Annotated in this window: 16 protein-coding genes; 5 read left to right on the plus strand and 11 right to left on the minus strand. The window is 35.7% G+C overall.

Annotation, left to right across the window (positions count from 1 at the left end; genetic code table 11):
- Positions 1-424 precede the first annotated feature (424 nt).
- The 4 genes from CVS97_RS04740 to nhaD are packed head-to-tail and all read right to left on the minus strand — an operon-like array spanning position 425 to position 5193.
- The gene (locus CVS97_RS04740; protein ID WP_159071354.1) at positions 425-943 is read right to left on the minus strand and encodes a hypothetical protein; all 519 of its coding nucleotides are present in this window, start codon (positions 941-943) and stop codon (positions 425-427) included.
- A gap of 22 nt (positions 944-965) precedes the next feature.
- Positions 966-2237: an AAA family ATPase gene (locus CVS97_RS04745; RefSeq protein WP_107785261.1), complete on the minus strand. Its 1272-nt coding sequence runs from the start codon at positions 2235-2237 to the stop codon at positions 966-968.
- A 24-nt stretch (positions 2238-2261) separates the two neighbouring features.
- The gene (guaA, locus tag CVS97_RS04750; protein WP_107785262.1) at positions 2262-3794 is read right to left on the minus strand and encodes a glutamine-hydrolyzing GMP synthase; all 1533 of its coding nucleotides are present in this window, start codon (positions 3792-3794) and stop codon (positions 2262-2264) included.
- 10 nt (positions 3795-3804) lie between these two features.
- On the minus strand, positions 3805-5193 hold the full coding sequence (nhaD, locus tag CVS97_RS04755; protein ID WP_107785263.1) for a sodium:proton antiporter NhaD: 1389 nt from the start codon (positions 5191-5193) through the stop codon (positions 3805-3807).
- Between the two features lie 247 nt (positions 5194-5440).
- Between nhaD and CVS97_RS04760 the strand changes: the two genes are divergently transcribed.
- The 4 genes from CVS97_RS04760 to CVS97_RS04775 are packed head-to-tail and all read left to right on the plus strand — an operon-like array spanning position 5441 to position 11379.
- Positions 5441-5956 carry a hypothetical protein gene (locus CVS97_RS04760; RefSeq protein WP_199905965.1) on the plus strand — a complete coding sequence of 172 codons (516 nt, stop codon included), beginning with the start codon at positions 5441-5443 and terminating at the stop codon, positions 5954-5956.
- Positions 5950-7767 (plus strand): excinuclease ABC subunit UvrC, encoded by a 1818-nt coding sequence (gene uvrC / locus CVS97_RS04765; RefSeq protein WP_107785264.1) that lies wholly within the window; start codon positions 5950-5952, stop codon positions 7765-7767. Before CVS97_RS04760 ends, uvrC begins: the two co-directional genes overlap by 7 nt.
- Positions 7764-8519: a hypothetical protein gene (locus tag CVS97_RS04770; RefSeq protein WP_087577586.1), complete on the plus strand. Its 756-nt coding sequence runs from the start codon at positions 7764-7766 to the stop codon at positions 8517-8519. The genes uvrC and CVS97_RS04770 overlap by 4 nt, the downstream gene beginning before the upstream one ends.
- Positions 8509-11379, plus strand: coding sequence for a response regulator (locus tag CVS97_RS04775; protein ID WP_107785265.1), 2871 nt, complete (start codon positions 8509-8511; stop codon positions 11377-11379). The genes CVS97_RS04770 and CVS97_RS04775 overlap by 11 nt, the downstream gene beginning before the upstream one ends.
- Here the strand turns inward: CVS97_RS04775 and CVS97_RS04780 are convergent.
- Positions 11376-12647, minus strand: a complete 1272-nt coding sequence (locus CVS97_RS04780; RefSeq protein ID WP_107785266.1) for an anthranilate synthase component I family protein — start codon at positions 12645-12647, stop codon at positions 11376-11378. The two genes, CVS97_RS04775 and CVS97_RS04780, sit on opposite strands and share 4 nt — an antisense overlap.
- Before the next feature lie 152 nt (positions 12648-12799).
- Here CVS97_RS04780 and CVS97_RS04785 point away from each other — a divergent pair, with 152 nt between their 5' ends.
- Positions 12800-13540 carry a sulfite exporter TauE/SafE family protein gene (locus tag CVS97_RS04785; RefSeq protein WP_107785267.1) on the plus strand — a complete coding sequence of 247 codons (741 nt, stop codon included), beginning with the start codon at positions 12800-12802 and terminating at the stop codon, positions 13538-13540.
- Positions 13541-13570: 30 nt separating this feature from the next.
- Here CVS97_RS04785 and CVS97_RS04790 read toward each other — a convergent pair whose 3' ends face one another.
- The 6 genes from CVS97_RS04790 to CVS97_RS04815 all read right to left on the minus strand — a co-directional run bounded on the left by CVS97_RS04790 (position 13571) and on the right by CVS97_RS04815 (position 19964).
- Complete coding sequence (locus tag CVS97_RS04790) at positions 13571-15031, minus strand: class I SAM-dependent methyltransferase (RefSeq protein WP_107785268.1); 1461 nt, start codon at positions 15029-15031, stop codon at positions 13571-13573.
- Positions 15031-16110, minus strand: coding sequence for a phosphoserine transaminase (gene serC / locus CVS97_RS04795; RefSeq protein ID WP_107785269.1), 1080 nt, complete (start codon positions 16108-16110; stop codon positions 15031-15033). Before serC ends, CVS97_RS04790 begins: the two co-directional genes overlap by 1 nt.
- Before the next feature lie 2 nt (positions 16111-16112).
- Positions 16113-17279: an exodeoxyribonuclease VII large subunit gene (gene xseA, locus CVS97_RS04800; RefSeq protein WP_107785270.1), complete on the minus strand. Its 1167-nt coding sequence runs from the start codon at positions 17277-17279 to the stop codon at positions 16113-16115.
- Positions 17272-17994 carry a bifunctional demethylmenaquinone methyltransferase/2-methoxy-6-polyprenyl-1,4-benzoquinol methylase UbiE gene (ubiE, locus tag CVS97_RS04805; protein ID WP_107785271.1) on the minus strand — a complete coding sequence of 241 codons (723 nt, stop codon included), beginning with the start codon at positions 17992-17994 and terminating at the stop codon, positions 17272-17274. Before ubiE ends, xseA begins: the two co-directional genes overlap by 8 nt.
- A gap of 12 nt (positions 17995-18006) precedes the next feature.
- A complete protein-coding gene (locus CVS97_RS04810) occupies positions 18007-19413 on the minus strand; it encodes a CHAD domain-containing protein (protein WP_234401397.1) in 1407 nt (468 codons plus the stop codon).
- A 140-nt stretch (positions 19414-19553) separates the two neighbouring features.
- Positions 19554-19964, minus strand: a complete 411-nt coding sequence (locus CVS97_RS04815) for a Fur family transcriptional regulator (RefSeq protein ID WP_054197019.1) — start codon at positions 19962-19964, stop codon at positions 19554-19556.
- Between the last annotated feature and the right edge of the window lie 35 nt (positions 19965-19999).

Below are 19999 nucleotides of genomic sequence, written 5' to 3' on the forward strand. Positions count from 1 at the left end.
CTTATGCAAAATAGATATAGTCTTAAGCCATATCTTGTTGCCATACACTTAATATGTATGTAACTTTTATACAACCCATAGCAATTTCAAGCTTTTGCTTTTAAAAACTTGCTTATCCTAATATACTAAGTTATTTTTAAATTTTATTTCTCATATCCACTTGTCAAAATAGGCTTAAACAAAAAAATATATCATGCAAATTTATAACGAATGCAAAGTCAAACACTCGGCAATGCCCCTGACCAATACTGGCAATATGATATCCTAAACTACTGACACCGACCATCTTTAGCTCTACAAAAACATATAAACCTATCTGAAAAAGTTTATAGCCTTGTAGCTTTCAATAGTTTGATGAAATGTGCCGAATTAATCTTCAGTATTTATAATTATCCCAGATGAATTATATTAAATCTAGTCTATTTTAATTGACTTTTAAAAATTTCTGCTCAAACTCTTCCTGTGTATAGGTATAAACATTTTTGAAACAATATTTTTTAAAGTCACCTAGACCAAATTTTATTATCTCTTCCTTTCCTAATTCGGAAATCTTCTTTACTATAGAGTCAAGTGATTCAGATTCTTGAATACCATCACATTCTGTATCATTAACATTATTTTTTGCTTTATTATAAACAAGTATAAAATCAATATCACTTCTGGTATACGATATGCCAATTTTGAGTATATCCGTAAAAATTAATAGGCTGTCTACTATTTTTTTACGAATTTTAAAACACTCATTCTTGTCTTTAATATTTCCATTTTTAAATTCAATAAATGTATTGGCATGACAACAAAATGCATCTATAGAGCACGGGACATGTTTCAACCCCAAATCCTTAACATACAGATCCTTTACTTTATCAAAATTTATAACCTCAATCTCAGAATTTGTCATATATTGTCCATTATCAAGAGAGGTATCTTTTATGCTACTCATACATGCTCTAAAAAATCGATTATTATGGTTCATATTTTTGATTCTCTAATTTTTGAAATGGCTCAGCCAGCTTTTTATAAATTTTATCAATATCATTCGAAACATCATTTATTTCAGAGTAATCATCTCTATTTTCAGATAAATAATATTTGCATTTATTGGATATTGTATGTTTTGCTGCATAGACTTGAATAGCGTTTAAAAAATATGGGCTATGAGTATTTAATAAAATATGCAAATTAAATTCTTTTTGAAGCATTACTATTAACTCTGCAAAAATTAATTGCCATTTTGGATGAAGATGAATTTCTGGCTCATCTAAAATAACAACACCATTATCTTGAATTACACTTTTCATCAAGAGTGTTTTTAATATAATGAATGTTTTTAATCCAACCGAAACATTTTTAATATCTAAAATTTTATCTGATCCATAAAGCTTATAGCCTATGCCATAGTTTTTTTTATATGCCAAAGTTCCACTACAAATATCGTTGATTGCTAAAATTATATTACTTATCTTGTCCTCAACAATTATTTCATTGATAATATTATTTTTTCTATCCAAAGAAAGCTTATCAATCAAGTGCTCTCTATGAGTTTCAGTGGATGTCATAAAACTATCCGCTTCATCAACCACAAAAGGGTCGTCTATGTATATAACCTCAGTCTTCAAAGAGAAATTTTCGTTAATATTACTTACAAAATTATCTTTTAGCAATATAGATACCACTCTATCTTTTATTACCAACTCAATTTGACCATCTTTTTCATTAAAAATATTATTTATCTGCCCACCAAATTCAGTATCTATTTTTTTTGAAAACATACGCTCAAAAATTTTATTTTCAGGTATATTTTTCACATTTACTATTTCTTCTAATTCCTTTGAATTTAGTATTTTTTCATAGGTAACCTCTTCTGGGGTAAAATTATCTTGACTGAAAATATTAAAAATAGTATCTGCTATTTCTTTTTTATTCATTTCAAACAATGAATCATCAATAATACTATTAGCTATTTGTTGTCTCGTTTGTCGCATTAAATGAAACCTACCCGAGTTTCTCCTTAAATCAAACAATTCCTGAGATATTCTTTCTAGCAAACCACCAATAATTTCTATACGCTCCAATCTAATTCTTGCTTCAACATTATAAAAAGTATTAAATACACTATACAAAACTTTTCCGACCGTACTTTTACCAGAATTATTTTCTCCAGCTATAACAGTTATTCCCTTTATTTCTATGTCTGTTTCTTTAATTTTTCCAATATTTTTCAATTTTATTTTCATAATCGACTCCTTATTTTACCACCCTCACTCCCACTCTATCGTTGCAGGCGGCTTGCTTGAGATGTCGTAAACTACGCGGTTTATGCCATTTACCTCGTTTATAATGCGGCGGCTTACATTTTCAAGTAGATCATAAGGGAGTCTTGAAAAGCTTGCGGTCATGCCATCGCTCGCATCGACCACACGCACGCAAACAGCGTTTTCATAAGTGCGGTTATCCCCCATAACACCAACAGAATTTACATTCAAAAGCACGCAGAACGCCTGCCAAGTTTTGTTATACCAGCCAGTGCTCTTTAGTTCATCGCGCAAGATCACGTCCGCTTTGCGAAGTAGCTCTAGGCTTGGTTTATTTACCTCGCCCATGATGCGGATCGCAAGGCCTGGTCCTGGGAAAGGGTGGCGAAAGACTAGATCACGGCTTAACCCAAGCTCAAGTCCAAGCCTTCTAACCTCGTCTTTAAAAATTTCTCTTAGCGGCTCGATAAGCTCAAATGTCATCCAATCAGGCAAACCCCCAACGTTGTGGTGGCTCTTTATCGTCTTACTTGAGCCAACTACTGAGCTTTCGATGATATCAGTATAAAGAGTGCCTTGAGCTAGAAATTTCACGTCACCATGCTTTTTAGCCTCTTTTTCAAAAATTTCTATAAATGTCTCGCCTATAATCTTGCGTTTTTTCTCAGGATCAACCACACCAGCCAAGCGACCAAGGAAGGTTTCGCTTGCGTCTATGCTAACTAGCTCAACACCAAGCTTTGTTCTAAATGTAGCTTCAACTTGCTCTCTTTCGTTTGTTCTAAGAAGTCCATTATCAACAAAGACAAGGATCAAATTTTCAGGCACAGCAGCTGCTAAGAGTGCCGCAGTCACAGAGCTATCTACACCGCCACTAACTGCGCAAAGTACCTTGTGGGTGCCTACTGTTTTTCTTATCTCTTCTATCTTGTTTTTAGCGAAGCTTCCCATGTTCCATGTACTCTCGCAGCCGCAGATATATTTAGCGAAATTCTTTAAAATTTGCGTACCGTATTCGCTGTGTTGCACCTCTGCGTGAAACTGGATCGCATAAAATTTTCGTTTATCATCGCCAAAAGCACAATAAGGCGAATTTTCACTAACAGCGATCACTTCAAAGCCCTCTGGCAAGTCCTTTACATAGTCACTATGACTCATCCATACGATTTGTTTTGAAGGTGTATCTTTAAATAGCTCATGCTCTTTAATAACGTTAAGCTCAGCCTTGCCATACTCTTTTTGATCAGCTGCTAAAACCTCAGCCCCGTGCGTGTGAGCAAGTAGCTGCATGCCGTAGCAAACGCCAAGTATAGGGATATTTAGCTCAAAGACACCGCTATCGCAAAAATAAGCATCTTTAGCATAGACACTAGCTGGACCGCCACTTAAAATGATACCTTTTGGCTCTTTCGCCTTTATCTCACTAAGCTTTGCATTAAATGGCAAAATTTCAGTATAGACGCCCTCTTCTCTTAGTCTTCTAGCTATTAGCTGAGTGTACTGCGAACCAAAATCCAAAACTATAATCGTATTGTTCATTTATAACCTTTTAAAAATAGATATGAAAAATTTCAAACTGCACATACCAAACAATGATTGATACGATATATCCTAGAACCACCATCCAAGCGTATTTCATATGTGCGCCAAAGGTATAAATTCCTTTTAATTTACCCATTACTCCAACGCCTGCTGCTGAACCAAAGCTGATCATCGAACCACCGATACCAGCAGTTAGTGTCACTAATAGCCACTGACTCATTGCCTCGCCTGTATCAGCTCCCATTGCTGGATTTGCTTTTAAAACAGCTGACATAACAGGGACGTTATCAACGATCGCTGAAAGGAAGCCAACGCCAATATTTACAGCAGTTGAGCCAAATTTATCATAAAGTGATACAGCGTAATTTAAAAATCCAGCAAAATGAAGAGCACCAACTGCAGCTAAAATTCCAAAGAAGAAAAATAGTGTGTTATTTTCGATCTTTGACATATAGTGAAATACATGCATTGGCTCTTCATTTTTGTGAGCTTTTTTGAAATAGTAAGTATAAAGACTAAGTAGTGAGAAACCAAACATCATTCCCCACATCGCTGGCAAGTGAAAAAGCTGATGCATCATAACTGCACAAAAGATAGTAAATGCGCCTATAAAAATAACCGCTTTACCGCCTTTTTTCATAACCACTTTTGGCTCGTTTGCTACATCAAAATGCGGTGCAGTACTTGGCACCACGCGAGAAAGTAAGAATGCCGTTACAAACCAACCTACGATAGATGCTGGGAAAAGTGCGAAAAAATCGACAAACGGCGCTTTTCCAGCAGCCCAAGCCATAAGCGTAGTGATATCGCCAAATGGACTCCATGCCCCACCTGCATTTGCGGCCACGACAATATTTATCGCACCAGCAACTAAGAAATTTGTATTATTTCTATCTATTGTTAGAAGAACGGTTGAAAGAATAAGCGCTGTTGTTAGGTTATCAGCTACTGGGCTTATAAAAAATGCCAAAATACCAGTTAGCCAAAACAACCTTCTATAAGTATAGCCTTTTGATACGAGATTATATTTAAGTGCATTAAATACATCTCTTTCGATAAGTGCTTCGATAAATGTCATCGCCACCATCAAGAAAAATACGATCTGAGCAATCTCTAAAATCAGGTGATTTACCTCATGTTCAAGCGAATGTACATCCATGCCATTTATAAGCATATAAACACCGATAAGTAGGAACATAAACGTACCGATAAAAATAGCAGGTTTTGCTTTGTCGATATGGAAATTCTCTTCTGCTGCTATGAAAAAATATCCAACAACAAAAATTATAAGTGATAAAATTCCTGCCCACGTAGTAGTTAAGTCAATAGCTGCGGTTTTTCCATCAGCACCAAAAGCCATCGCGAAAAACAAGCCTAGAAGTCCAAAAAACCTCATTATACTCTCCTTGTAGAATAAAAAATCTTGATATATTACTTAAATGAGCCTAAAAATTAGGTTAGTTAAAATTATTAAGCTTACATTACATTTTTATTTAAATACGAAAATTTTACTAGATTTTGTTTATCTTGTCAGTTTTCTTTTCTTTTACGGGAGCATTTCCATAAAATGGATCATCCTTATAGCCACAACCGCTAAATGCAAAAAGAGTAAAAATTAAAATAAAAGATGATAAGATAAGCCCATGAAAAACGCTAAATTTTTGATAGATACTATCCACGAAAATCCTTTGTATAAAGAAAAATTAAGCATGGCAAATGAGTGCCAACAGCTTTTAGAGCTTATGGGGAAAGCAAAAAGATTTTATATAGCTTTTTGCTACGTTAGAGAAGGTGTTTTGACCTTTGTTCTTACTCATCCCACTGGGCTTTTAGAGCTTAGGCGTGATAGTAGTATAAATGATATAAAAAGGTTATTAAAAACCTTTTGCAAATTTAATAAAAATAGCGTTTTTAACAGTATTCTTGCTCCAAAGCCTATTAACGAAATCAACTATACAAAGAACAAAAAAGAAGAAAATATAAGATTTGTCGTGAGCAAATTTTTAAAATTTTTTAATCAAAAAGAGCAAAGTGCCATCTTTTATGCGCCAGCTAGTAAAGGCGAGTTTAAAAATTTAGCAAAAGACGAGCAAATACACCAAAAATTTGAAGAGCTAAGAGAAATTTTGCTCAAGAAAAATGAGCAGGCAAGATGCTAATAGACGAGATAAGAACACTTCCAAACGAGCCTGGCATATATCAGTATTTTGACGCGCAAAATAGACTCTTATACGTTGGCAAGGCCAAAATTTTAAAAAATAGGGTCAAAAGCTACTTTAAATTTACCCCAAGCCTAGCTCCGGCTGAAAAACTAAGCCCTAGAATTTCAAAGATGATAAGCGAGGCGGTGCATCTTGAATACATCGTCACGCCAAGCGAAGCAGACGCTCTAATACTTGAAAATTCTTTCATCAAGCAGCTTAAGCCAAAATACAACATCTTGCTTCGTGACGACAAGACCTACCCTTATATTTTTATAAATTTAAATGATGATTTTCCAAGATTTGAGATCACTAGAAAGGTGGTTAAAGGCTCGAATATCCGCTACTTCGGGCCATATTTTAGTGGAGCTGGCGAGCTACTTGAGGCACTTTATCTAAATTACAATCTCGTTCAGAAAAAGTCCTGCATCAAAGGCAAAAAAGCCTGCCTTTTTTATCAGCTAAAACGCTGCTATGCCCCGTGTGAAGGCAAAATTTCAAAAGAAAACTACGCTAAGATCGTAAACGAAGCTATCGCAGCCTTACAAAATCCAAATTTGCTCATCGCTCGCCTTGAAGAGCTCATGCTAAACTACGCCAAGGCCGAAGACTACGAGCAAGCAGCCGCGACTAGAGATAAGATGCAAACGCTTAAAAATATGCAAACAAAGGTCGAGGTCGATCTTGCCAAGCTTGAGGACTTTGAGGCATACTCGGTCGCTTGCGTGCACGATATGATCTGTGCGGTGAGATTTAGCGTGCAAAGTGGCAAGATAACTGGCGTAAAAACTGACATCGCGCAGGCTAAAAATGCTCAAAAAGATGAGATAAACGAGGCTTATAAGCAGGCCATTTTAAAAAGCTTCATAGCTGGACAGCCGATAATTAGCACCAAAATTTTTGTGCATGAGAGCTTTGAAGATAGCGAGCTGGTGGAGGAAATTTTAAACGAAAGATTTGGACGTAAATTTAGCATCACTTGCCCAAAAATAGGCGATAAGCGTAAAATTTGTGAGATCGCTACCAAAAACGCTGAAGTTAGCATCGAAAAATATCTAAAAACGCACGATAACGAGCTACTAAACGAAATAAAAGAGTACTTTGACCTAGCTCACACGCCTTACGTGGTCGAGGCTTACGACAACTCGCACCTTTTTGGTGAGGCAAGTGTCGGAGCGATGGTGCGCTATGAGCATGGCGAGTGGGCAAAGCAAAACTACCGCCACATGCATCTAAACTCTAAAAACGACTACGATCAGATGAAAGAGAGCCTCACTGCCAGAGCGCTTAGATTTGACAAGCTTAGCCCACCTGATCTTTGGGTTATTGACGGTGGCGAGGTGCTTTTAAACTTAGCCTGTGAAATTTTAGCAAGTAGTGGCGCAAATGTCGATGTGATAGCCATTTCAAAAGAAAAGATAGACGCCAAAGCTCACCGCGCAAAAGGCGAGGCAAAGGATAAAATTTACACAAAAAATGGTAGCTTTAGCCTAAGTACGAGCGATAAAAAGCTTCAGTTTTTCCAAAAAATGCGTGATGAAAGCCATAGATTTGTCATCAGCTTTCACAGAAAAACAAGGCAGAAAAACGATATGCAAAGATCAATTCTAAAGCAAGCTGGCGTATCTGAGGGCAGTATCGCAAAATTAATCAGCTTTTACGGAAGTTTTGATAAAATCAGCGAAGCGAATTTAGATGAAGTGGCAAAAATAACAAACAAAAGCGTAGCAGAAAAGCTTGCAGTGCTCAAAGAAGGAAATTTGAAGTGATAATATATGATGAAAATTTAAAAATATCTGCGATAACGCAAGATTCACTTGAGCTATTAGGTTTTGATAGTTTGGATGACTTTTTGTTGCAATACAAAGATATAAGTGAGCTAGTCATAACAAGCCAAGAAAGTACAAACTACAGCTTCTTGGAATTTTTACAAAATACGAAAGATAATAGCGCTAGAGTAAATTTAAAAAGAAAAGATGGTGGTGCGATCTTACTAGAAGCAAGATTGCAAAATGCCATTTTAAAAAATGGTGAGAAATTTTTTATCGTGCTTTTAGAGAAGCAAGACATAATAAACAACCAAAACCTAATAGCAGCAGTAAAAGTAAAACCTACATTAAGACTGCCTGTTTTTAAACTAAACGCATGGTATCTTTTTGATACACAGACACAATCACTTATCGATGATTCCTGGTTTGAAACATCGCTTAAAATACTAAATTTAAATAAAAAAGATTTTGCATCCTATTTAAATATCTTTTTGCACAACGCAAGAGAAATTCTTATCCAGATCCAATCAGCCATAATCGCAAAAGACGAGATAATGCTCAAAAAATACGTAGATGAGATAAGGGAAGCTGCATTAAATTTAAAGCTTAATAACCTTGCAAATGAACTTAACGCTCTTTTAGATAACAATCAAAATGGAAAAATGAAAGAGATGTCTCTTTTTACCAAAAGACTAATTGAGATAGAAAATATCGTCAAAAAATATAGCAAAAAGAGTATCCATGAAAAATAATAAATTTTATATATTGTTAGCGCCAATAATAATTTCAGCGATCTTTTGCGCATATAGCGGAAATGAAAGCTATAAAAAATTTACAGAACTAAAAGATCTAAATGAAAAACTATATAAACAATCCTTAGTATTTCAAACTATAAAATCCACTATACAAGAGCACGATACGCTAATAGGCAAAAGCCAAGAAGATATAAAAAAGTTGCGAGATAGCACCTTAAAAAATACACAAAAATTTATAAATTCTATAAGAAAAGACGATCGCATCGAGATACGAAATATAAATAAATTAAAAGAATTGCTAGCAAATCTAAACCAAAATGATAAATTTGATGAACTATTTTATGAATTTTTCCAAAATATAAATGGAGAAATAGATAGCGATTTTAAACAGGACTTAGACCGAGACTTTCCGCTTATAATAAAAGCTTATGTCGCAACTTTAAGTAAAATTTACAATCAACTCTCTTTAGCAAACAACACTAAATACTACATAAAAAACATCTTTATAAATGGCCCTTTATTTTCAATAAACAGTAATGTGAGAGAAAATATATATTCCGTAAAGGACAACACGCCAAATCTTGATATGCTTCCAAAAAGTGAGCTAAAAGAGAATATTTACAAAGACTTTAACCAGTTTGAAGCCAACTATCAAGCTAAAAAGATAAGAGAAGTTAAAGCCAAGATCGCATTTTCTGAAAAGCTAAATATCGAAGATATAATCTTAATCAAACACTATGAAGATGATAAATTTATACTTTTATTAGATAGTGCCATAAACATAAAAAATGAGCTACTAGAACTTACCGAGAGCGAGAAAATAAACTTTGGCATAAAGACCTTTTTTGAGTTTTCGCTTTGTGGCTTGCTCATTTTGTCTTTGCTTGGTATCTCTGCTAGGTTGAAATTTTTAAAGGTGCTTATCGATAAGTCAAAATACATATCGAGTTATATCCTATCATCAAAAGAGATAAGTGCGGATAATGCGATATCAAAGCTTATAAAAGCTTATGAAGATCTAAAAGAAACTTATATAAAAGATAGCAGCTTTTTTCAGATAAAAGATAGATATATTTTATCAGTGAGTAAGAAACTAGAGTCTATTAATAAAGAAATTTTTACATCGACTGCGGCTTTAAAAATAGAAACAAATAATAGCAAAAAGCAAGTATTTATAGACACGATAGAAAAAAATGCAAATATCATGACCTCGCTTTATAACAATGCTAAAAATATCTCGAATGTTAAAAAATATAGCGAATGCAATAAAACCGAGATATTTGATCCTCAAAAAAGCTTTGAAGAAATTTTGCAAGCAAATATCGTCTATTCACAAAGCAAAAAGATAAATTTTATAAGTTACCTTGATCCAAGCCTTACAAATGAACTAGAAGGAAATCTAAATTCATTAAAAACCGCATTTAACTCTATCTTTTTGGCATCTTTATCAATGTCTTTAAGACATCAAAATATTATCATCGCTATCAAAAAAGTTCAAAAAGAGTTTGATAGAAGCGGACTTTGTTCTGTAAGCTTTAGCATAAAAAATAGCTCAACTGCCATGAGCGAAAAGCAAATTTCAGATATATTTTTAGATGATGAGAATAGCTTAAATAATGATGAGAGCGAGTTTTATCTAAAAATCGCTCAAATTTATTTAAAAAATTTAGAAAGTAAGCTGGAGATTAACTCGTTTCCAAGTATTGGCAATGAGTTTAAATTTGTAGTCATTTTTAAAACAACATCAAACTATAAAGACTTTGATATAAAATGCGATCATAAGCTAGCATTCTTACAAGACGCAAATGTAGCTTACAACGAAGCTTTTGAGCAGACTACAAAAGACCTTGGGCTCAAAGTGGATATGCTAACAAGCACTAGTCCATCTATTACAAAAAATTATGATGCTATATTTTTAAGAAACACCAATAAGCAAGGCCAAGATATTAAAAATCCGCTCATTTTAAAAGATCCACTAACTCCGTTAAGCATTACAAGGCTACTTTGCTTAGGTGAAGCTGATATTATGAATAAAAATTTAAACGATAAACCAAAAATTTTAATCTGCGATACTAACGAAATTTACATAGATATAACAGCAAGTGGCTTTAGTAAATTTAACTGCGAAGTTGTGGGAGTTTGTAATAAAAAAGATCTAAAACAAGCCATAAAGCAAGGCGATTTTGACCTTATATTTGTTGGCTCAAAATTTTTCGAAGCTGAAAAAAATAGCCTTCAAAAAAATCTTGATCTTATAAAAGCGGCCATACAAAATGCGAAAATTCCAATTATACTAATGCTTTCAAATACTTCAAATATAGATGGAGAGAGTGTCAAAGAATACTTCAATGCCTATATAAAAACGCCAATAAATAGCGACGAACTGGCTCAAATTTTTAGAAAATTTTTGCCAAATTTTGGCGAGATTGCAATAGACGAAAGCTATCTAGCAAAAAGCGAAAATATTATTTTATTTAAGAAATCACCAATGGAAAATAAAATATTTAGCTCAGCTTTAGGAGAATTTTACAACACACTTGAAACCACAAATAGCTTTGATGAGCTATTAACAAAGATAAAAACCAAAACTTACGGAATCGTTCTTATAGATGAAAATGCAAAAGACTTCAACTACGAAGAGCTAACAAGAGTTGTTGATAAGACAAGGCAAAGCCAAAAGGTTGATACAAGAGTGCTGATATTTGGCGCACAAGAAAGAAGTGAATTTCCTTTTGTAAAAGTGCTAGCTAAAAATATCACAAAAGCAGAGCTTTCAGCTACAGTAAGAGAGCAAATCGATTCTATGGGCACTAGCTACGCTAAAAGCTCTTATGAATTTATTAAGTTTAACGCCTAAAACTCTTTTGCGTTATTTTTAAATACATTTAGCACGCTTGCTCGCTTATGGCAAATTTCAGCGTATTCTCTTTCGCTCTTTGAGTCATAAACTATACCAGCTCCAGCCCCCACAAATACATCACTAAAGCCATTTTCACTTGGCACAAATATGGCTGATCGAATAAGAATAGCAACCTGAGCATCGCCATTAAAATGTAAAAATCCAATGCCACCGCCATAGATATTTCGCTCAGAAATTTCAAGCTCATTGATTATCTGCATAGCTCTTATTTTTGGGGCTCCACTTAGTGTGCCAGCCGGAAAGATACTAGCTAAGACGTCAAAAAGATCAAACCCTTTGGCGCATTTGCCATAGACATCGCTTACGATATGAATTACTTTTTCATATTTTTGGATATGCATCGCATTTTTTACGGATACACTTTTTGGCTCTGATACCCTGCCGATGTCATTTCTAGCAAGATCGATTAGCATTTTGTGTTCAGCCAGCTCCTTTTCGTCACTTAAAAGCTCATTTTCAAGTACCGCATCTGCATTTGCATCGCTTCCTCTAGGCCTTGTGCCTGCGATCGGAGCTACAAAAATTTGCTCACTTTTCATCTCAAAAACAAGCTCTGGCGAAGAGCCAACCACATCACCATAAGGTGTAGGAAAATGAAACATATATGGGCTTGGATTTGTAAGTGAGAGCTTTTTATAAAATTCCAAACTGCTCATATTCGTTGAAATTTCAAGCAATTCACCAAGCACCACCTGAAAGACATCGCCGCTTCTTATATACTCTTTTGCTAACTCAACCATATCCTCAAAGTGTTTCTTTTCTTTATTAAGATCAGTTTTTATACTAAATTTACTCTGCTCTTTATTTTTGCATTCAACTTTCACATCAAGCAAAAAGTCATAATATTTATTCTTATCTCCATAGAATGTATAAATTTTACTCATCTTGTCAAAGTGCAGATAAGCCTTTGCATCGGCATAGATAAATTTTGGAAATTCGTACTTTTTAGCTTTCTCTTCTCCGATATATTCAAAATATCTCACGCCATCATAAGCAAAAATACCAAAGAGACCTGCAAATGGAGCTAATGATTTATTACGATTTGTATCAAAATAACTTCTAAGCCCATAAAAATCCATATCCTTTTCATCAATATAATCGCAATCAATGCCTATAATCGTTTGTGTCTTATCCTCAGCCAAGTAGCTATTTTTAAATTTTTCTCTAATCACTTCATAATAAAAGAGTGGTTGTTCTAAGAGCATTTTTTTCCTTTAAATTTTTGATGATTATAAAAAAAGTTCGCTTTTAGTTTTTAAAATTTTTATCGAATTTCTAAATTTATGCCCAAATTTCACCTTTTTACTATTTTTTTAACACCGCTTGGCTAAAATTTGGCACTCGTAAAAGGAAATTTATGCTTTTTGTTGAACTTTTTATAATTGGTATCGGCGTTGGATACATCGCTGGCTTTTTTGGTATAGGTGGCGGCACAGTCGTTGTTCCTATAATGGTTGCCTTTGGATATGACATAAAAACTGCTATTGGCATAAGCGTCATGCAAATGATATTTAGTGCGACTTTTGGCTCATATCTAAACTACAAAGCTGGCCTTTTAAAACTAAATCGCGGCGTAGTTTTAGGGCTTGGGGGCTTAGTTGGAGCTAGTTTTAGTGGCATTATCGTCTCGTATGCGCCAGCGATTTTACTTGAGTCACTCTTACTCGTCACCTTTATCTTATCCCTTTTTAAGTTATATTTCATGCCAAATAGTGACGGCTCAAACGCAAATAACTCACTTTTTTTACTATTTTTAGTTGGTCTTTTTGTGGGCGCTCTTGCCATTAGTATTGGTATCGGCGGGGGCGTCTTTATAGCTCCTATTTTGGTTGGCTTTTTACGCTATGAGCTAAAAAAAGCCGTTTCAATGGGAGTATTTTTTGTGATGTTTGCAGCCTTCTCTGGCTTTATCTCACTTTCATTAAGCGGCCATATCTCTTATCTAGAAGGTGCTTTTCTAGGCCTTGGCTCGCTAATAGGCGCATACTTTGGCACCAAAAAGACACAAGCCATGGATAAAAAAGCGCTTAAAAAATGGTTTTTACTCTTTTATATTTTGATGATAATTCTAATCTTAAAAGATATGATATTTGGCTAAATCAAAAATTTAAGGCTAGGCTAGCTAGTCTTAAATTTCTTCAAAAAAGTAGGCTTCGCTTAATTTAAAAGTAAGCTTATCTAGCTCATCTTTACTTAAATTTACGCTCTTTGCGATATCTTCTAAACTAGCTTTGCCATCAAATTTTAAAGCGGCCTTGATCTCTTCATGGCTTAAGTTTAGCTTGCCATTTAGCTCATTTGCCAAAGAGATAACTGGTGAGCTAGCCTCCAGAAAATACTCCAGATACGCAGCAACTCTAGGCTTTAGTTTGGTTTTACCAGACTCATAGGCAGGTGCTTTGAGTTTTGAAGAAGAAATTTTAGTGTTTTGATCGTTTAAAATTTCAAGCAGTCCCACAAAAGCTTCATTTGCATTCTCGCCAAGTGCAGCCTTTACTTCACTTAAATTTAAGCTTTGTGGATAGCTTTTGCTTAAAATTTCTTGCGTTTTTGTCCTTGGCTGCTCGCTAAAATATGCAAAATAAATCTTATCAAGCTCGCTCTCTCCAAGTACCGCATCAAAGTCCTCAGCACCGCCAAGCCTCTCCTTGTGAGCGATGAGGCTTTTTCTAAATGATCTATTAAATAAAAAATCGTTTAGTTGCTCTTTTTTGATGCGAGAGTTGTAATTTTGCTCAATATGTGCGTCAAAGCGGTAAATCCCAGTCGAGCTTGCAAAGATATCATTTAGCGAAGCATCTATTACGTAGCAAAGTCCGTGTTTATCGATATGCTTAGCAAATTTATGAAAGTAGATTGGCTCGTTGCTAGCCTCCAAAAAATCATGCAATATATAATAATCATTGCCCTTTGCGATGATGCCTTGTAAGAAATTTAGCTGCGTTAAAAGAAGCTTCATACTATCTTTGTATACGACATCGCTTTGGTTTTGCAGGGTAAATTTCAAATAATCCTGTAAGAAATTTAACTCGCTTTTTACGCGAGCAAGTGCTTCTTTGCTGTCGTTGCCTGAGCTAACAAAAAGCATAAAATCTCTTAAAATATCAAGGCTCTTCCAACCAGGATAGGTATTATACGAAACATAAGCGATGCCATCCTTACTAAGTAGTGCCTTAATCGTTGCAAGCAATGCATCTCTTACATTTGGGCTCACCCAGCTATAAACGCCATGAGCGATAATATAGTCAAATTTTCCAAGCTCTTTTATATCGCTTTCGTTCATGTGTAAAAAATTTCGCTCAAGCAAAGTAAAATTTTCTAAACCTATCTGCTTTGCTACTTTGTTACCTTCAGCCACTTGGTGGCTTGAGATATCGATACCAACAACTTTTGCGTTTTTGTGCGAAATAGCAAATGGCAAGATATTGCCACCATATGATGAGCCAAGCTCAAGCACTCTAGCCTCTTTTAGGCTAGCTGCTTTAAGCCCCAGAAATTTAGCAACCGCTTCTATCCTAACTGGCGAGCAGTCGCTAAATGCGGCTGAGAAATAAGGAATTTCATCATAAGCTTTCTTTGTTTTATTCATCAGCTATGTTTTCTTGCAAATTCTCTCATAAATTCGCCAAGTTTTTCAACATCACTTTGGCTAACGGCATTGTAGATAGATGCTCTTATGCCACCAAGATGTCTGTGACCTTTTAGCCCTAGCATGCCCTCTTTTAGTGCTTCTTCGACAAAAACTGGCTCAAGCGCGTGATCTTTTGGTATCGTAAAGCTCACGTTCATATCTGATCTACTTGATTTTTTAGCATGGCCCACGTAAAAGCCGTTTGAGCTATCTATGATGTCATAAAGCGTGCTTGCTTTTTTGGCATTTATCTTCTCAACCTCGGCAAGTCCGCCAAGATCTAGCAGGTGCTGCATGGTTAAATTCAAAAGATAAATTCCAAAAGTTGGCGGTGTGTTGTAAAGCGAGTTTGCCTCTACATGCGTTTTGTATCGCAAAAACATAGGGACGTTTTGGCTACTCACGCGATCAACTAGGTCTTTTCTTAAAATGACGATAGTCACGCCGCTTGGGCCTGCATTTTTCTGAGCGCCGCCATAAAGCAAGCCGATACTGCTAAAATCAAGCGGTCTAGCGAAAAAATCGCTCGAAGCATCGACAACTAGGGGCGATTTAGTCTTTGGCATAGCTTTATACTGCGTGCCGTAAATCGTATTGTTTGAGCAGATGTAGGCGTAGTCGGCATCGTCACTAAATTTTACATCAGGGATGTAAGAGAAATTTTCATCCTCGCTGCTTGCTACGACATCTACGTTTACGCCAAGCACTTTTGCCTCTTTGATCGCTTTGTTTGTCCAAACGCCAGTGTTTGCGTACTGCGCCTTGCCGCCTTGATATAAATTCATCGGTATCATGCTAAATTGCAAGTGCGCGCCGCCTTGTAGGAATAAAATTTCATACTCATCTCCGATGCCGTAAAGTTTTCTTATCTTATCCATCGCGCCAAAGTGGATATCCTCAAAGGTCTTGCTTCTGTGGCTGATCTCCATGATCGAGTAGCCCTCGCCTCTATAGTCGGTAAATTCGGCCTTTGCATGCTCTAAAACGCTTAGTGGTATCGCGCTTGGGCCTGCGCTAAAGTTTATTTTTCTACTCATTTTTACTCCTTGATAATTGCTTTTTTATGTGTATTTTGCGAGATAAGCTCTATCTCATCGTCTATTTTTAAATCCCTAAGATCGGCTCTCTTGCCATCTTTTCTAACCTCGATAAGCCCTTTTGTACTCTCAAAAAAGAGCTCCCTCATCTCATAAGCCTTCTCTAGCGAGCCAAGAGCTGAGCCAAGGACTAAAATTTTTCTTTGCACAGCGTTTGCTAGGGCGTTTTGCTTATTTGCTACCTCGCTAAATTTTAACTCGATCCTAGCTTTTAGAGCATTTGATGAAAATTTAGAAAGAAGAACATTTAGCAAATTTTGCTTTTTGGTGATCTTTAAGCTTAAAGCGCTATCAAGATCATCGCTGAGCCTGTCAAGATACTGAAAAAAAGCCTCTTCATCAGGCAAAAGATCAAGCATAGCTGCACTTGGCGTAAGCGACCTGCGGTCTGCTACAAAGTCGCTTATAACGTAGTCGATCTCGTGTCCGATAGCGCTTATGACTGGTGTTTTGGTAGCATAAATTTCACGCGCTAAGCCCTCGTCGTTAAAGCACCAAAGATCCTCTTTGCTACCACCTCCACGAGCCAAAACGATCACATCAACGCCGTATTTATCGGCTCTTTTTAAAGCTTTTATGAGCGAACTTGGAGCATTTTCACCTTGAGTTAAAGCATCAAAGATATAAATTTCGCTTAATTTCCAACGACTCGTCACGACCTTTAGCATATCCTGAAGTGCTGCCGAAGTGGCGCTTGTGACAAGGGCTATTTTTTTAGGCAAATTTGGTATCTCTTTTTTTGCAGCAATGTCAAAAAGCCCCTCATTTTCGAGCTTTTCTTTAAGCTGTCTAAACGCAAGCTCAAGCTCACCCTCGCCATCAGGCAGCATCGCACTAGCCACTAGCTGATACGACCCACTTGGCGAATAAATGGTCACTTTGCCATAAATTTTTACTTTTAGGCCATCTTTTGGTAAGAATTTCACCTTTTGGTTGTTCATGCGATACATCACAGCCGAGATGCTTGACTTTTCGTCCTTTAGCGTGAAGTACCAGTGCCCAGAGGCATGCTTTGTAAGGCGCGAAATTTCGCCACTTACCTCGACGTAGTCAAGTGTCGCTTCAAGCAGCGCCTTTGCTTTTTCGTTTAGCTCAGATACGCTAAGCATTGATCTCTTTGACCTTTTTAGCGATAAATAGCGTAGAAATGTCCATGCTAAAGCCCTTACAAAGCTCTATCTCAAAGCCAGCATCAACTAGCTCATCGCAAAAGCTCTTTGCGTCCAAGAAATTTTCTATCGAGCTTGGCAGATACTCGTATGCCTCTTTGTTTTTTGAGATAAAGCCACCAATACTTGGCAAAATTTTACTTAAGTAAAAATCTCTTAGCGAGGTTATAAGGCCTTTTTTCTGGCGTTTTGTAAATTCAAGTACGACTACGTAGCCATTTAGAGCAAGCACTCTGTTAAACTCTCTAAGCGCAGCCTTTCGCTCGACCACATTTCTAATGCCATAGCTTATGCTTAGAATTTGAGCCTCTCCGCTTGCAAGCGTCGTGTTGTCAGCGTAGGCTTCTATAAATTTAAAATTTGGAAATTTTGCCCTAGCCTCTTTTAGCATACCACTTGAGGGATCGATGCCAGTGAGGTTTTTCACCTCAACGCCAAATTCTTTTGAAATTTCACTCCAAAGCCCCATCATATCGCCAGTGCCACAAGCCACATCCACGATATTTATGCTTCTTTCTTTAAAAATTTCTAGCATATACCTGCAGGCAAATTTCCTCCAGCTCACGTCCACACCAAGACTTAGCACTCTGTTTGCGACGTCATAAGTCGGAGCGATCTGGTTAAACATATCAACTATTTTTTCTTGTTTTTGCATAAATTTGCCCTTTTATATGTAGTAAATTTTTAAATTTCTTGAAATTTTGCGAGTTGCTTTTATAAATTTAAGACGCTTTTTTAGTATCTCTTCTCTACTTTTATAAATTTGTTTGTAAATTTTACTCTCGAGCCTCTCTTTATCTGGCATTTCTGGAAGCCTTTTAAGGATACCGAGCCAGACGTCATAGTCTTGAAGATTGCCAAAAATTTCTTGCATCTGTTTTAGCTTCTCTTCATACTTTTTAAGCCCTTCAAAATAGAAAATTTCACATAAAAACTCATATGTGTATCTCATCTTTTTAAGCTCTATCCTAAGATCATGAAAGCTCTCATTTGGGCAGTCTTGATTAAGGCTTTTTAGCCTTTTTTGAGCTAAAATCAAAAGCATTCTAAGCTTAAACGAACCAAGGCGCGAAAGGCTTACATCAAAGAGTTTTGACTTATAAAATTCACCCTCATTTAAAAATATCTCCCACTCTTTTAAAAATGCGTAGTTTTCTTCGTCACCAAGGTAGCTTTTTACATTTTCATACTCTAAATCTAGAGCCTTTCGCACAAAATAGATAGGCTCATTTGCGTGCTTTTGCTCGTTTAAAAAGTTCAAAAATACATCCAAATCTCGCTTTTTGTTTGTCGAGTTTGCAAGCATTTTAAAATTCTCACCAAAAAAAAGTGTCACTTTCTCATCAAAAACGCCACTAAAAATTTTAAGGATCGATCTAACCTTTCTTAAATTTACGCGAAGCTCATGCAAAACTTCTTCATCTTTGTCTATCAAATACTGGCTTTTTAGCCTTTTTATTACTTTAAAAATACTAACAAAAAGGACTCTTAGCGCCTCTCCGCTTTTTAGATTTGCAGCAAAATTTGGCAGAATTTCTTTTTCTTTTACAATCTTATAGGCTCTTTTGTAGTCGATTTGTTCATTTTCATTAGCATGGATGGCAAGAAATTTATTTTTATACCTTTTATCGCAAGTTACGTCACTTAGGCAAAAATTTTCTAAAAACGGTGGTAGCTTGAAAAAGACAGCTTCATTTTCATCACTAAATTCGATTTCAAATGTACAAAGCCCGTTTAGTTCATTTTTAAAAATATCAATATTGCAAGGATTGTTATTGAGTTTAAAAATGTATCTATCTTTTAAGATGACACTACCGATGCGGTTTTTAAGAGCCTTTTTAAACTCCGCTTTTTCGCAAAATTCTTCATTTTCTTCTCTGATTAGACCTTTGCCAATCTTTACAGTTTTTATAAATTTATCCTCTTCACTCCGGAAGCGGATCTCTTCATTTTGCGTTATCTTGGTATAAAATTGAGAAATTTCAAGATGTTTAAAGACTACTCCAGCTTCTTTTAAAAAATCTAGAATTTGAGAATTTTTGAGTAAAAATTTACGCTCTATCTCCAAACTCACATTTTTCTCCAAAATTTTTTGTTCATTTTAGCAAGTTAGTGCTTAAAACAATGAGAAAGATGCTAAATTTAGGATTATTTTAAAAGTATTTTTATTAGGAAAAAAGATGGAATTTATGCTGCTAAATAGCAACATAAATTTTATTTACAGTGTTTACAGCTTTTTACGCTAGCTACGATATTTAGACGTTCTATTATATTTCCAATCTTCTTTTCTAGTGCCTCTTGATATTTGCCAAGCTCAGCATCATCGTAGCTCACGTCCTCGACGCTTCCACAGCTTTCACAGACAACATGAATATGTGGATATTCGTAGATGTCGTATCTAGCCTTTTGATTGACGATATTTACTTCAACTACGAGACCTTCGTCTTTTAAAGTATTTAAATTTTTATAAACTGTCGCAAGAGAAACTGATGGGCTCTCTTTTAAAATTTCATCATAAAGCTCATCAATCGTTGGGTGCGTGTGACGATCAAGAATTCTTAAAACGCTAAGGCGTTGTGGCGTGACTTTTAGCCCGGATTGCTTTAATAATGATACGTATTGCATAATGCTTTTCCTTGTTTTTATTTTGGCTTATGCTA

Source organism: Campylobacter concisus, assembly GCF_003049735.1.
Lineage (GTDB): Bacteria > Campylobacterota > Campylobacteria > Campylobacterales > Campylobacteraceae > Campylobacter_A > Campylobacter_A concisus_AN.

What these genes read in the sequence shown, in the direction of transcription:
- serC (WP_107785269.1), bottom strand. Translation starts at nt 16,110, where the DNA reads ATGAGTAGAAAAATAAACTTTAGCGCAGGCCCAAGCGCGATACCACTA.
- guaA (WP_107785262.1), bottom strand. Translation starts at nt 3,794, where the DNA reads ATGAACAATACGATTATAGTTTTGGATTTTGGTTCGCAGTACACTCAG.
- ubiE (WP_107785271.1), bottom strand. Translation starts at nt 17,994, where the DNA reads ATGCAAAAACAAGAAAAAATAGTTGATATGTTTAACCAGATCGCTCCG.
- CVS97_RS04790 (WP_107785268.1), bottom strand. Translation starts at nt 15,031, where the DNA reads ATGAATAAAACAAAGAAAGCTTATGATGAAATTCCTTATTTCTCAGCC.
- CVS97_RS04815 (WP_054197019.1), bottom strand. Translation starts at nt 19,964, where the DNA reads ATGCAATACGTATCATTATTAAAGCAATCCGGGCTAAAAGTCACGCCA.
- CVS97_RS04780 (WP_107785266.1), bottom strand. Translation starts at nt 12,647, where the DNA reads ATGCTCTTAGAACAACCACTCTTTTATTATGAAGTGATTAGAGAAAAA.
- CVS97_RS04785 (WP_107785267.1), top strand. Translation starts at nt 12,800, where the DNA reads ATGCTTTTTGTTGAACTTTTTATAATTGGTATCGGCGTTGGATACATC.
- CVS97_RS04760 (WP_199905965.1), top strand. Translation starts at nt 5,441, where the DNA reads ATGAAAAACGCTAAATTTTTGATAGATACTATCCACGAAAATCCTTTG.
- CVS97_RS04775 (WP_107785265.1), top strand. Translation starts at nt 8,509, where the DNA reads ATGAAAAATAATAAATTTTATATATTGTTAGCGCCAATAATAATTTCA.
- CVS97_RS04745 (WP_107785261.1), bottom strand. Translation starts at nt 2,237, where the DNA reads ATGAAAATAAAATTGAAAAATATTGGAAAAATTAAAGAAACAGACATA.
- uvrC (WP_107785264.1), top strand. Translation starts at nt 5,950, where the DNA reads ATGCTAATAGACGAGATAAGAACACTTCCAAACGAGCCTGGCATATAT.
- nhaD (WP_107785263.1), bottom strand. Translation starts at nt 5,193, where the DNA reads ATGAGGTTTTTTGGACTTCTAGGCTTGTTTTTCGCGATGGCTTTTGGT.
- xseA (WP_107785270.1), bottom strand. Translation starts at nt 17,279, where the DNA reads ATGCTTAGCGTATCTGAGCTAAACGAAAAAGCAAAGGCGCTGCTTGAA.
- CVS97_RS04740 (WP_159071354.1), bottom strand. Translation starts at nt 943, where the DNA reads ATGAGTAGCATAAAAGATACCTCTCTTGATAATGGACAATATATGACA.